Source organism: Microbispora siamensis (assembly GCF_016863095.1).
GTDB lineage: Bacteria > Actinomycetota > Actinomycetes > Streptosporangiales > Streptosporangiaceae > Microbispora > Microbispora siamensis.
Genome location: NZ_BOOF01000032.1, coordinates 26717 through 40008 on the forward strand (window position 1 = coordinate 26717; position 13292 = coordinate 40008).

Sequence of the window (13292 nt, forward strand, 5' to 3'; positions counted from 1 at the left end):
TAAACTATGAATATAAAAATGTTATGCTTCGAGCGTGAGTCGTCAAGACACCGCTCCTGGCGCGTCCGCCGCCATCGCGGCAGCCCTCTACGGCCTGGCCACCAGGGCCGCGAGACGCCTGCCCCGGGACATGAGTCTGACGTCCGCCGCCACCCTGGCCACCCTGGACCGGACCGGCCCGCGGCGCATCACCGATCTGGCCGCGGTCGAGGGCGTCACCCAGCCCGCGATGACCGCCCTGGTCCGGGTGATGGAGCAGTCCGGCCTGGTCGAGCGGCGGGGCGACGCGTCCGACAAGCGGGTCACGCTGGTGTGCCTGACCGAGGCCGGCGCCTCCTATGTCCGGACGCGGCGCCAGGCGGGCGTCCACGCGTTCGAGCGGTTGATCGGCGAGCTCACCGGCGACGAGGTCGAGGCGCTGGTGGCGGCCCTTCCGGCGCTGAATCATCTGGCAGAGCTCGAAAGCCAGGACCGCGAAGGGCCGAAGCAGTGACCGGGCAGCCGGTCGGCGGGGGCACGGTGAAGGCGTTCCCGGTGGCGCGTTCCGAGGCGCGGCTGCTGGTCCCCGCCCTGATGTTCATCGCTCTGGTCGTGGCGGCGGTCGCCAGCCTCGGGACGCCGCTCATCACCAGCGTGGCGACCTCGTTCCACGTCTCGCTCGGCAGCGCGCAGTGGACGCTGACCGTCGCGCTGCTCAGCGGCGCCGTCGCCACGCCGGTCCTGGGCCGCCTCGGAGCCGGCCCGCACCGGCGGGCCACGATCCTCGCCACGCTGGCGGTCGTCGTCGCCGGCAGCGCGCTCACCGTGCTGCCGCTGCCGTTCGCGTGGCTGCTGGCCGGCAGGGCGGCCCAGGGCGTCGGGCTCGGGCTGACGGCGCTGATGATGGGCGTGGCCCGGGACCACCTCCCCGAGGAGCGCAGCGCGGCCGTGATCGCCCTGATCTCGGTGGTCTCGATCATCGGGGCCGGCGTCGGCTACCCGCTGGCCGCACTGCTCGCCGAGCTCGGCGGGGTACGGGCCGCCTACGGCCTCGGCCTGGTCGTCACCGCCGCCGCCCTCCTGACCGCGTGGCGCTCCATGCCCGAAGCCCCCGAAGGCCGCTCCGCCCACGTGGACGTGCCAGGCGCGGTCGTCCTGGCCGCTGCGCTGCTCCTGGTGCTGTTCCTCGCCGGCGAACGGAATCTGTGGAGCCGGCATCTCGCCGTGGCGGCGGGCCTCGCCGTCGTCGCGGTGGTGCTGCTCTGCGTCTGGGCCGTCATCGAGCTGCGCAGCGCGACGCCCCTGGTCGATGTGCGGGCGGTGCGGCACCCGGCGGTCGCCGTGGCGAACCTCGCCATGGTCGTCGGCGGGATCGGCATGTACCTCCTGCTCACGCTCATCACCCGGTACGCGCAGACGCCGCACGGCGCCGGCTACGGCTTCGGGCTGACGACCTTCGTCGCCGGGCTGGTCCTCATCCCGTTCTCGGTGCTGGGGTTCGTCGCCGGCAAGCTCACGCCGCGGGTCCGGACGCGGATCGCCGACCCCCTGCTCCTGGCCGGCAGCGCCGTCGTGGTCGGCGGCGGGTTCGCCCTGTTCGCGGCGGCCCGGTCGAACCTGGCCGAACTGTTCGCGGCGATGGGCGTGCTCGGCTTCGGCGTCGGCGGCTTCTCGGCCGCGATGCCCGGCGTCATCCTGGCCGTCACCCCCAAGAGCGAGACGTCGAGCGCCATGAGCTTCAACTACGTCGTCCGCAGCGTCGGGTACTCCCTGGGCAGCGCCGTCGGCGGCCTGATCCTCGCCGCGGGCACCGGCCCCGGCCACCTCTTCCCCGACGACAGCGCCTACACCACCGCGGCGCTGGTCGGCATCGGCGCCATGGCGATCACGACGCTGACAAGCCTCGCTCTCGCCCGCCGACGCCCGCCCGAGACCAACCCGTAAGCCAGATGCACTCACCCCAACACTGGAGGTTCCATGCCCAAGGGCTACTGGGTCAGCGCCTACCGCACCATCTCAGACCCTGAGAAGCTGGCTGCCTACAACAAGCTGGCCGGTCCGGCCGTCCGGGCCGGGGGCGGTCGGACCCGCGTCCGTGGCGGTCGGGTCGTGGCGCATGGCGCCGGAATCGCCGAGCGCACCGTCCTGGTCGAGTTCGACAGCTTCGAGCAGGCCGTCGCGGCGTACGAGAGTGCGGCCTACCAGGAGGCGCTGGCCGCCCTCTCCGACGGCGTCGAGCGCGACTTCCGCATCGTCGAAGGCATCGACTGACCGAGGTCCAGTCGGATCTTCACTGAAGATCCACCATCTTGGTTTTCGCTGGTGCGGCTGCTGGTGTGGCGGGGTTCGTGGGTGCTCGTGCTGGTCGTGGGCGGCTGTCTTCGGTCGTGATCGTCTGTCAGCGGTCGAGTTCGAGGTTCGTCAGGACGAGCAGGGCGCGGAGCAGGTTGGTGGCGCAGGCGGGGCGGAGGCGACGCCGGTGAGCGCTGGGCGGCGGTTGGTCTGTGCCGGCGGTGATCATGCTGAGAGAACCTTGGTGGGAAGCGGTCAGGGCCACGCGTGGAGCTCCTCGCCGTGCGGGTCGTCCACCATGCTCCACTCGGCGCCGATGCGCATGGTGGCCCGGCGGGCGGTGTCGTAGCGGTCCCAGCCGGGGTGGCCGGTCGCGGCGAAGGCCACCCAGGCCGCGTGCATCCGGGCGGCCAGGTCCGACGGCGGCTCGTACGGACCGAGCAGAGCCTGTGGGCCGCGCAGCCGGGGCAGGTCGGCGACGTCGAACACGAACGGCAGCTCCACGGCGTGGGTGGCACCCAGCTCGCCGTCCAACGCGTTCGAGCGCCATGCGAACGAGTAGCGGTAGGTGGCGGCGGCCCTCCCCGCGTGCGCGTCGGCCAGCCGCCGGCTGCCCACACCGAACAGGGCGTCGCCCATGATCGCCGAGCGCAGTTCGCCGGACGACGCCTGCGGCCGGGCCCTGCGGTAGGCCTCGACGAGGCGGGCGGGCCGCGGGTGCGAGCGGGCCGCGGCGGCGTGCACGTCCGCCGCCGTCGAGGTGGACAGGTTCCCGAACGGTGCGAGGTAGAGGTTGCCCTCCTCCGTGTTCGTGCCCACCAGCAGGTCCACGCCGTCGCCGCGGCCTGCGGCGACGGCCTCGGCCGGCTGCCGGTCGAGGACGATGCTGAAAGGGCTGAGCCCGATGAGCGGGTCACTGTGGGTGTCGGTCCGCAGATCGATGCCCGACAGTTCGGGCATGACCTCGACCAGCCGCAGGTCGGGGATGCCGGCGAAGGCGTCGGCATGCGCCTCGACCCCGAGCGCGTGGGCGGCGGCGCGGGTCACCCGGGCGGCCTGCTCGGGCGTGAAGGCGCCCAGGCCGCTGCCGCTCTGCATGATCACGCGCCGGAACAACCCTTCGGCCTCGGGCGTGGCCAGCACGGCGCCCACGATCGTGGCGCCCGCGGACTGGCCGAACAATGTGACGCGGGCCGGGTCGCCGCCGAACGCGGCGATGTTCTCCCGTACCCATCGCAGGGCGGCGATCACGTCGAGCAGGCCCCGGTTGGCGGGGGCACCGGGCAGGTCGAGGAAGCCCGCGATGCCCAGCCGGTAGTTGAGCGTCACGAGCACGACCCCGTCCCGGGCGAAGGCGGTGCCGTCGTAGAGCTCCGACCTGGTGGATCCCGCCACGAAGCCGCCGCCGTGCACGAACACCATCACGGGCAGCCGCTCTCCGGCGACCCCCGGCGTCCACACGTTGACGGTCAGGAAGTCCTCGCCGGGGATCCAGCCCGGCCCGAAGTACGGGGTCATGTCCACGCTGCCGAGCCGGCGTTCGGCCTGCGGCGCGGTGGGCCCGGGCTCCGTCGCGTCCCGTACACCGTCCCAGGGGGCGTGCGGTCGTGGAGCGGCGAATCGGGCGGCGCCGGTCGGCGCTGCGGCGTACGGGATGTTCAGGAACACGGTCGTCCCGTCGCGCCGGAGCCCGCGCACGACGCCCTGCGCGGTGAGGACGGTGTCCGCCGCGTGGTGGTTCATCGGGCCTCCTTCGAGGTCGAAGAGTAGGGGGCGAACGGAGCCCAGCCTTTGATGACGAACCCGTTCCCTTCGCGGACCACCTCGGCGGCTCCCTGCCCGCCCAGGTGCGCGGGGACGACCAGGGCGCCCAGGTCGGCGGCCCAGTGGAGGATCCTGCGGCGGGTGGCGCGGGCCGCGGCCGGATCCTCGCAGAAGCAACTGTTGGCGTCCGGCTCGACGAACTGCACGGGGTTGTGCACCAGGTCGCCGACGAACACGGCGCGGTCCGTGCCCGATTCGAGGGTGATGACCGAGGACCCTGGCGTGTGCCCCGGCGCGAGGTCCAGGCGCAGGTTGGAGTCGATCGTGTACGAGTCCTCCCACAGGTGTGTCAGCCCCGCCTCGTGGACGGGGGCCACACTGTCCTCGAACACGTTCTGGTTGCCCCGCCCGAGCAGCGGCTTGTGCTCGTTCGCCGGATTCCAGAAGTCGAAGTCGGCCTTGGAGATGAGGTACGTGGCGTTGGGAAAGGTCGGCACCCAGGTACGGCCGTCCAGGTAGGTGTTCCAGCCGACGTGGTCCACGTGGAGGTGTGTGTTCACCACGATGTCCACGTCCTCGGGCCGTACGCCGGCCTCGGCCAGGTTGTCCAGGAAATCGGTGTCGAGGCGACTCCAGACCGGCGAGTACGGCCGCTCCTTGTGGTTGCCGACCCCGGTGTCGATGAGGATGTTCCTGCCCTCGCTACGCAGCAGCCAGGTCTGAATCGCGGAGTTGACGATCCGCGTCTCGGGATCCACGAACTGCGGCTCCAACCAGGAGGAGTGCTCCTCCCAGGTGCGTGGCGAGCTTTCCGGGAAGAACGTCTCGGGCGTCATGTCGACGGGCCCGGAATATTCCCAGACCCGTGTGATCGTGACGTCACCCAAAGTGATCTGATTGGCAGGCATGAGCGTTCCTTGATCGGACGAGCGGTGATCGGTGCGACGAGATCCGCCGCCCGTTCATCGTGGGCCACCGCCGGGGGCCGGCGGTATGCGTCAGGTGACTGCATCCGTTGCGGGGGCACGCACTTGCTACCGTGACAGCGAGGGGACGAGGACCCGCCGTGACGCCGTGGTCCTGTCCGGTGAGACTTCTGGAGGGCCTGTGGACGGGCGGGCGCCGGGTTGCCGCGCCACAGCGGAACGTGACGCGGTCGTCGGACGGGACGCCGAGGTCGAGCGGCTCTCCGCTCTGGTGACGGACGCGTCCGGCGGCGGCCAGGTCCTGCTCCTGTCCGGAGCCGCGGGGATGGGCAAGAGCACGTTGCTGGAGTACGCGGCCCGCCGCGCCGAGGAGGCGGGCCGCCGGGTGCTGCGGGCGAGTGGTCGCGAGTCCGAGAGGGACCTGGCCTTCGCGGGCCTGCACCAGCTTCTCCGGCCGGTGCTGGACGAGGCGGACCACCTGCCGGACCGGCAGCGCCGGGCGCTGCTCGGCGCCTTCGGGTTCGTGCCCGACGCCCCTGATCCGCTGCTGACGGGGGTCGCCGTGTTGACTCTGCTGTCCCAGGTGGCCGAACGGGCGCCGCTCGTGCTCGTGCTCGACGACGCCCAGTGGATCGACTCCGCCTCCGCCGACGCCCTCGCCTTCGCCGCCCACCGACTGGACGACGACCCCGTCACCCTGCTGGCCGCCGTACGCGACGACGGGCCGGGGTTCGGCCGGGGATTGCCGACGCTTGTGCTGCCCCCGCTCGACCCCACGGCGTCCCGGCGGCTGCTCGACCTGCGCGCGCCCGATCTGACGGGCAGGATGAGGGAACGCGTGCTCGAGCAGGCCGCGGGGAACCCTTTGGCCCTTCTCGAACTGGCCGACCACGCTTCGCTTGATCCCGACGACCACGGCCCGCTGCCGGTCGGCCGGCGGCTGGCGGCCGTCTACGCCGCTCGTCTGGCGGAGCTGCCGGAAGCCGGGCGACGGGCCCTGTTGCTTCTGGCCGCCGCCGACGTGGAGGATCCCCCGGACGCCGTGCTGGCGCTGCTGCCCGACGCGGACGACAAAGCCTGGCCCGCCGTCGAAGACTCGGGGCTGATCCACCGGGCAGGCCGGCACGTACGGTTCCGCCACCCACTGGCCCGTTCCGCGGTCTACCACGCCGCCCCGTTCGACGCCCGCATGGAGGCTCACCGCGCGCTGGCCGACGCCCTGCGAGACGAGCCGGACCGGCGTGCGTGGCATCTCGCCGCCGCCACGCTCCACCCCGATGCGGAGGTGTCCGCCGCCCTGGAGCAGACGGCCGACAGGGCTCGCAGACGAGGCGGCTACGCGGCGGCGGCCAGGGCGCTGGCCCGCGCGGCGGAGCTGCGTCCCGGGCGCGACGACAGCGCCCGGCTGCTGGCGGACGCGGCCGGCCTGGCCGTCTTCACCGGAGACCTGCCCTGGGTGGAGGAACTGGCCGGCCGGGCCCGCGCACGCACCGACGACGCCGCCATGCTCGCCGCCGCCTCACTGCACGTCGGGCGGCTGTCCGCGCTGACCGGGCAGCACGCCGCCGTCTTCGGCGGCCTGGCCGCGATCGCCGACGATCTGGCGGCCGAGCGACCGGCCATCGCGCTCGACGCGCTCGCCGCCGCCGCGGTGCTGCGCTTCTACTCGGGCGAGGAGTTCCAGCGGCGGGAGATCGACCGGCTCCTGCCACGCCTGCCCGCCGGGCCGCTGCGGGAGTGGGCGCGGATCGTGTCGGATCCGCTGGGCAGCCGCGAGCTGGCGCCTCGCCTGCCGGACATGATCGCCGCGGCCGGGGGGCGCTCCACAGCGGGTGATCGCGAAGGGGGTGGCGACGGCGCCGGTGCGGGTGGTCGTCCCGTGGAGTTGACCGCGCTGGCCGTCGCGGCCTGGGTGCTGGATGAGACCCCGCTGGCGATCCGGACGTTCGACGAGGCCGTCGAGTCGTGGCGCACCGACGGGCCGCTCCCCGACGGGCTCGGCGGCGTCGTCGCGCTGGCCTACTTCGAGTACGGCCGCTGGGATCGGGCGCGTGCGGTCTGCGCGGGCCTCGGCGCGCTGCCGGCGGCGGCCAGACTCAACCACGCCGTCGCGTGCGCGCACGCCATCGAGGCCATGGTCGTGGCCTGCCAGGGCGATGCGGCGGGCGCCCGCGCTCTCGCCGATGAGGCGCTGCGTCTGGTGGATCCGCTGGAGAGCCGATCGGTCGCCGTGTACGCGCGCCGCGCCCTGGCCGCCGCCGCCATGGCGGAAGGCGACTACGAGGCCGCGTATGAGAACGCGCGGGTGGTCTTCGACGCCGACGGTGCCCCCGTCCACTACCACGCCTCCTACCCGGCCCTGCCGGAGCTGGCGGAGTCTGCCGCGCGTGTCGGTCGTCAGGCCGAGGCGATCGAGATCGTCGAGCGTTCGGCCTGTACTCTCGCCCGCGGCGGCTCGTCCCGCCTGCGGAGCCTGGTGCGTCACAGCCGTGCGTTGCTCGCCGAACCCGAGCACGCCGAGCCCGAGTTCCTGGCGGCACTGGCCGATCCCGCGCTGGAGCGCTGGCCGTTCGAGCGTGCGCAGGCGGTGCTGAAGTACGGGGAATGGCTGCGCCGCCGTCGCCGGATCGCCGAGGCGCGGCCGTTCCTCACCGCGGCGTACGACACATTTCGCCGGCTGGGGGCGCGGCCGTGGAGCGAACGCGCGCAGGCGGAACTGCGGGCGGCCGGTCTGGACGTCGACGCGACCGACCCCCGAGCCTTCGCCGGTCTTTCCCCGCAACAGCAGCAGATCGTCCGGCTCGCCGCCCGCGGGCTGACCAACCGCGAGATCGGGGAACGGCTCTTCCTGTCGCCGCGTACTGTCGGCTCCCACCTCTACCGCACCTTCCCCAAGCTGGGCGTCACCGCCCGCTCCCAGCTTCGCGACGTGGTGGAGGCGGCGTTGGGGTCGGCCGTCTAGGTCACGACGCAGTGGGCGGCGCCGTCGTCGAGTGCCTGCGCCAGTTCGGCCGTCGCCTCGTCCAGGCGGTTCACGTGATAGCTCTCGCGGGACGTACGATCGGCGGCCCACCGGCGGTCGGCGGCCAGCCGGGCCAGCGTGCCGCGGCCGTCGTGGCAGGGGATGGCGGGCCACCCACCGGCCTCCATCAGGCGGATCGCCCGGTCCAGGTTGGCGCGGACGTGCTCGGCGGCACGGATCTCGTGCCCTGTCTCGTCCGCCTGAGCCGCTGCGGCCACGGCGGCGAGGCTGCGGACGTGGTAGGCGCACGACTCCAGCAGGGCGAGCAGGTGGCGCGCGTGGGCCCGGCGGGCGCGACGCGGGTTCAGCGGGTGGGTCAGCGGGCGAAGGGCACCGCGCAGCTCTTCCAGAGCCCGATCCAGCTCACGGGTGTCGAGAGACCTGCCTCCTTCCGGCACACGCGTACGCCGGAGGGCACGCAGCACCTCCAGCAGGCGCTCGCCGCCGGCCCGGCGCACGGTCGTGGGCAGCACGAGCGCCCCCGCCAGCACCCCGCACAGCGCACCGAGCGCGGTCTCCCAGATGCGCAGCGCGAGCAGCTCGGCCGAGAACGTGCCGAGCAGCACGAAAGCCATGGCGATCAGGCAGGTGATGAAGAAGGTCACCGCCCAGTACGCGTTCGGCGGGGTGCGGAAGACCCCGAAGACGCACAACAGCGACACGCCCAGGGCCGACGGCACGTCACCCCCGGCCACGGCGGCGATCGCCAGCCCGCACGCCACGCCCAGCACGGTGCCCAGCACGCGCTGGAAGCCCTGGATCAGGACCTCCCCGACGCTCTCTGTGCCGACGAAGACGACCCACGCGGTGAGCACGGCCCAGTACCAGCGTTCGGACGACGACAGCTCGCCGCTCACGACGGCGACGGCCGCCGCCGCGGCGGCTTGCACGGCCTGCCGCGGCGCGACGCGCCTCAGCCGGCGGGCCGCGCCGGCCGTACGAGGGCCGCGGTCCGCCGGGGCGCCGGCGACCGATCGCAGCCCGTCGACGGCACGCATCAGCTCGCCGATGGCGTGGTGGACGTCCCGGAGCACGGCGGGGGCTCGGTCGCACGTAGTTCCCTCGAAAGCCGGACCGGAGCGGACGGCCAGCACCGCCAGCCGCTGCGCGGCCGTTTCGGCCCGCACGATTCCCTGCAGCACCCGGTCGGCGGCGCGTCCCCGGTCGAGGAGATCGGCGATCATCAGCGCGCTCCGGTGCAGCCGGGCGACCCGGCGTTCCAGTGACCGCGTCAGGCGGGTGTCGTCCCCTCCCGCCCGGACCACCTCGATCGCGCCGAGCACGACCTGCTCCAGATGGAAATCGAAGGCACGCCGCAGCCGCCGCAGCGTCCTGGCGGGGGTCGTCCGCAGCAGGCCGAACCCCACCAGCGCGTCGGCGGCGAAGCCGACGCCCACCGCGGCGGACAGGCCGGGCAACTGGCTCAGCCGCGCCCCGAGGAACTGGGTCAGGAAGTACGCCATGAAGGCGAAGATCCCGAGCGCCTGCTCCCGTGGCCCGTACCGGCGGACGTACACCGCGCAGAAGACCAACAGGACGAAGACGGCCTCGGCCGCCCCGGGGAAGGACGCGAGCGCGCAACCCGCGAGCAAGACGGCGGACACGAGTGGGACGGCGGCGACGACGACGAGTACCTGATCACGCGGAGGGCTGTCGCCGGTGGCCAGCGCGACGGTGAAGGGGGCGAAGCAGCCCGCAACGAGGAACGCGGCAGGAAGGTCCGTCAAGGACAACACGGCCAGGGTGAGGGCGATGCCCGCGACGGCTCTGAGTGCGGTGGTCGTGCGCACGAGCCCCGGATCGTCTGCGGCGAGGCGATCCCACGCGCGTGCCGCTCGCTGCAGCGAAGTGCCCATCGCTTTCCTTCCGGTCGTACGGATTCCTCGGCCATCGTGCGGACGCGCAGCCCGGCGGGGGTATCGGCCGGATGACTGCACTTCGACGGACGCGGGCGCACCGCCCGTCCGCGAGGGCCGAGGCGTCAGCCGCACGCACCTGCGGCCGATCGGCACCCCGTCCGTGCTGTCGGAGGCCGGGTGTACACCATCCGACCCTCCGATGGAAAGATCATGGCCAAGGGAATCCATAGTGGGTCGACGAAAACGGACGAGGGCGTGGCTTGCCATGACGGCGAACGTCCGCAAAGCGGACTGGCATACGATCGCCTGGGTAACGCCGTCAGCCGATGGGCGGACGCTGACCGCGACGTTCACGGTGTACAAGTCCGAGGATGACGACGGCCGCTTCTGCTGGGAAGTGACGGACACCGAAGTGCAGGAGTCGCCCTCTCAGGTGACAATCGGCGTCAAGATGAGCAATCCGTGCGCACCCCTCGTGTCCTGGGGGACCATAAAGCTGCCGGACAACGGATACCAGTTCGATGTGCAGCTACATCTTCGTGCACCCTTGAACGGGCGGCCCGTCATCGAAAAAGAAAGTGGGCAAAATATCGAGGTCGCCCAGCCGGACAAGGGCTAGTGACAGAGCGCACTCGGCGAGTTTATGGTGGAGCCCCGCTGGACCGGCTTCACCGGAACTAAATTCGAAGGCAAATTTGCCAGCGCCTCTATAGGTGATCGTGGGTCTCCGTCCCGTGGGGACGATTCAATGAAAGGAGTTCTCAGCGCGTCACGCTTGCTTCCACACTTGTAAGTAGATCGGCCAACAGGTGCTTGGGGATCGTGGCTCGGGCGAGACCGGAGGACTGCACGGCTGAGTTCAGGGCGCATTCCTCGCTTCTGGTGAGCATCGTCCTGCATCCCTTGTGGGCGAGCACGTCTCGCGCGACGTAGCCGTCACCTGCTGCCACGGCCTCGCTCACGAGGCGGGTAGCGGCGCGTGAGGCCTCTGGACGTTCCATGCTGCCGACAAGGTCGACCACAGCGAGCCCCAGGCGGGTACGGAACACCACGTATTCGGGGGCTGAGCCGAGTTCGAGGTAAGCGTCGGTCATGCTCGAAACAGTGGCGTCCGTCGGCTGAGCATCGACTCTGAGAAGGCAAAGTACAGTCAGGCATGCCGCGACGGCCTTCTCCCAGGGTTCGGTGATCGTGCTGTCTTTCAGGAGTGCGCGGGCGAAGTCTGCGTCGCCGGAGCACCGGGTGGCCGATTCAAGCGTTGCCAGCTTCTGCAGCGGCCTGGTAGTCGTTGACCGCTTGACCCGGTATTCGGAACCAGCGGCGAACGCGAATGATAGGTAGTTGCCCGGAGTACACAAGTCGATAGACGGCAGCCTTTGACACTCGCATCGCAGCGGCCGTCTCGGAGACGGTGAGGAGCACTTGCGCCGATGGAGTCACCGGCGGACCTGGTTTCGGCGCTAGCTCGGCCGGATAGTAGTCCGGGCGCCCAACGATCCCTCCTCTCCTGACTCCCTGCATCATGCCGACAAGCCCACCTATGGCTACGTATGCAGTCAGCAATCCGAGCCAACTCCACCAGGCATGCTGCTGATAAAGCCAGAGAGTCCCATAGCCGCCGGCTAGAGCGACTAATCCGCCGATCGCGAAAGACATCCAGTCACGATCAGGGTTCAAAAGGACACCGATCTCCCATTCGATGTGCTGCATCAGAAGGTGCTTGCCCGGGGAACCATCAGGAAGATCCTTGGCGATGCTAACGTCCTCCCGTAGATTCCTCCGCAGAGCCCCCTGCTCCCGAAGCAAACCCAGAGCGGCCGCACCTAGCGTCGCAATAGGAGGGGCAAGCTGAAGCGCCCATTGCCACGACATAGAAGGCACCGTAGCGCAAAGACTCCGCTAGAGGGGCGATTGTGTTACGTCAGGGGACACACCGGGGAACTCATGGCTTAGAGTCGAGGCCACCACGATGAACAGGGGAGTGCCGCAAGTCCCCTTACCATCTAAGGGCGAACGTGTGGGGACCACTCGGGGACCACACGCTATGCACACAGCCGAACAACCAGCATGCGAGCGAACTTCGTTCTTACCCTCTGAACGCCACTGACGTGCTAAAACGCCTACTCCAACGTCCTGGGGGTCAAGGGGGCGTGGGTTCAAATCCCGCCGTCCCGACACTGTCGTAGCAGGTCAGAGTCACAGTTCTCAAGATCGGGGATTGTGGCTTTTCTGTTGTGTCACCCAGGTGTCATCAAGAGTCGCACTCCCGGACCGTGCCGCCCGGTGACAGATGTATGTCCAGCGTGTCACCGCATTCGCCAGTCCTCTGGCTGGGGGAATTCCTTGTGTCCAACGGACTGAGAGATCTACATCGTAAAGGACTGCTTCTGATCGGTGCATCTCGATCGACGGCGCGTCCTCAGCCGGGAGCCGTCGCAGACGCCCGTGGCTGCCGTGGCGACCTTCCTGGTTACGACTTGGCGACCGTCGTTCCTACACCGACGCCGAGTAACGCGGAAAGCGACGAGCTGCGGCTGAGAGCAGTGCGTTGTCACTTGAGCGAGCATCGGCAGGTCCATGCCACCGCCCGCACGCCCGGTGCCTCGCCGGAGGACTACGCGTGGCAGGACGAGGGCCCCCTGGGACCGATCTACACGATCACCCTCGTCAGGGGAGTGGAGGAGCACGAGGTGCTCCGGCGGCTGGGCGCCGCCCCGGAACACATCCGCCTGATCGACGTGGATGAGTACCCCGACTCCAGCCGTACCGAGATCGCCATGGTACGGGTGGGAGACTGGTCCATCCTCATCGAGGAGTGCGGCCGGTGTGGCGTACAACGCGAGGTCATCGGCGAGTTGTCCCGCGATGGTGGCGAGGCAGTCGCGGTGATGCGACACGACTATGCCCCCGGCCAGGACTTCGCCTATGCCCTCGACGGTGAGCTCCTCACCGGTTTCGATCCGAGCCGGCCCGGAACCCGGTGGGGCACCGCACCCGACCGACTCAACTCGGGCGTCGCCCTCGTCGTTAGCGGGGTAGCCGATCGGGACGCCGAAGAGCTTCGCCAGCGCCTTCAACGTCTTGAGCTGGGGATTGTCCTACCTGCCCATCCGCAGCCGGCCACCGCGGCGACCAGCGCCGCAATGTCGGCGATGAGCGATCCCCCCGGACCCGCCCGCCCCCGGCAGCGAGCCTTCGCACGGCCCTACGCAACTCCAGCCCTGCTCGTGTCGGGGGCGGAATCCGCGCGTACGGCTCCCGAGCTGCCCGGTCGAAGGCCTCCGCCGCGATACACGCCGGCCTCGCTTGGCGTGCCAGTTCATGGGCGCCTGGCGGACCCACGGTCGCAGGTCTCACGGCTGATGCCCAGATGTGGGCCGAGCCTGACAGGTACAGCGCGACGGCGTCGGCCTTGAATTCAGGCGGGTAGGCGTTGATGCCACCAGGAAC

General features: G+C 70.7%; 12 protein-coding genes. 6 read left to right on the forward strand and 6 right to left on the reverse strand.

The window, feature by feature from the left end; genetic code table 11:
* Window positions 1–34 precede the first annotated feature (34 nt).
* The 3 genes from Msi02_RS26155 to Msi02_RS26165 are packed head-to-tail and all read left to right on the forward strand — an operon-like array spanning window position 35 to window position 2250.
* Window positions 35–493, forward strand: coding sequence for a MarR family winged helix-turn-helix transcriptional regulator (locus tag Msi02_RS26155; protein ID WP_239108715.1), 459 nt, complete (start codon window positions 35–37; stop codon window positions 491–493).
* Entirely contained in the window at window positions 490–1923 is a 1434-nt protein-coding gene (locus Msi02_RS26160) for an MFS transporter (RefSeq protein ID WP_204050715.1), read from the forward strand. Before Msi02_RS26155 ends, Msi02_RS26160 begins: the two co-directional genes overlap by 4 nt.
* A gap of 33 nt (window positions 1924–1956) precedes the next feature.
* Window positions 1957–2250 (forward strand): DUF1330 domain-containing protein, encoded by a 294-nt coding sequence (locus tag Msi02_RS26165; RefSeq protein ID WP_204050716.1) that lies wholly within the window; start codon window positions 1957–1959, stop codon window positions 2248–2250.
* 127 nt (window positions 2251–2377) lie between these two features.
* Here Msi02_RS26165 and Msi02_RS44035 read toward each other — a convergent pair whose 3' ends face one another.
* From Msi02_RS44035 to Msi02_RS26175, 3 genes are read right to left on the reverse strand one after another with little or no spacing between them, the layout of a single operon-like run.
* Window positions 2378–2500 carry a hypothetical protein gene (locus tag Msi02_RS44035; protein WP_275414177.1) on the reverse strand — a complete coding sequence of 41 codons (123 nt, stop codon included), beginning with the start codon at window positions 2498–2500 and terminating at the stop codon, window positions 2378–2380.
* A gap of 26 nt (window positions 2501–2526) precedes the next feature.
* Window positions 2527–4014, reverse strand: coding sequence for a carboxylesterase/lipase family protein (locus tag Msi02_RS26170; RefSeq protein ID WP_204050717.1), 1488 nt, complete (start codon window positions 4012–4014; stop codon window positions 2527–2529).
* The gene (locus Msi02_RS26175) at window positions 4011–4943 is read right to left on the reverse strand and encodes an MBL fold metallo-hydrolase (protein ID WP_204050718.1); all 933 of its coding nucleotides are present in this window, start codon (window positions 4941–4943) and stop codon (window positions 4011–4013) included. The genes Msi02_RS26170 and Msi02_RS26175 overlap by 4 nt, the downstream gene beginning before the upstream one ends.
* Window positions 4944–5142: 199 nt before the next feature.
* Here Msi02_RS26175 and Msi02_RS26180 point away from each other — a divergent pair, with 199 nt between their 5' ends.
* Window positions 5143–7923, forward strand: coding sequence for a helix-turn-helix transcriptional regulator (locus Msi02_RS26180; RefSeq protein WP_239108716.1), 2781 nt, complete (start codon window positions 5143–5145; stop codon window positions 7921–7923).
* On the opposite strand, the gene Msi02_RS26185 is transcribed toward Msi02_RS26180, so the two are convergent.
* Window positions 7920–9839 (reverse strand): FUSC family protein, encoded by a 1920-nt coding sequence (locus Msi02_RS26185; protein ID WP_204050720.1) that lies wholly within the window; start codon window positions 9837–9839, stop codon window positions 7920–7922. The two genes, Msi02_RS26180 and Msi02_RS26185, sit on opposite strands and share 4 nt — an antisense overlap.
* 268 nt (window positions 9840–10107) lie before the next feature.
* Between Msi02_RS26185 and Msi02_RS26190 the strand changes: the two genes are divergently transcribed.
* Window positions 10108–10461, forward strand: coding sequence for a hypothetical protein (locus Msi02_RS26190; protein WP_204050721.1), 354 nt, complete (start codon window positions 10108–10110; stop codon window positions 10459–10461).
* A gap of 142 nt (window positions 10462–10603) precedes the next feature.
* On the opposite strand, the gene Msi02_RS26195 is transcribed toward Msi02_RS26190, so the two are convergent.
* A complete protein-coding gene (locus Msi02_RS26195; RefSeq protein WP_204050722.1) occupies window positions 10604–10936 on the reverse strand; it encodes a hypothetical protein in 333 nt (110 codons plus the stop codon).
* Between the two features lie 157 nt (window positions 10937–11093).
* Window positions 11094–11552, reverse strand: coding sequence for a helix-turn-helix domain-containing protein (locus tag Msi02_RS44590; protein WP_275414178.1), 459 nt, complete (start codon window positions 11550–11552; stop codon window positions 11094–11096).
* A 584-nt stretch (window positions 11553–12136) separates the two neighbouring features.
* On the opposite strand from Msi02_RS44590, the gene Msi02_RS44595 reads away from it, so the two are divergent.
* A complete protein-coding gene (locus Msi02_RS44595; protein WP_373308308.1) occupies window positions 12137–13258 on the forward strand; it encodes a DUF6461 domain-containing protein in 1122 nt (373 codons plus the stop codon).
* Window positions 13259–13292 lie beyond the last annotated feature (34 nt).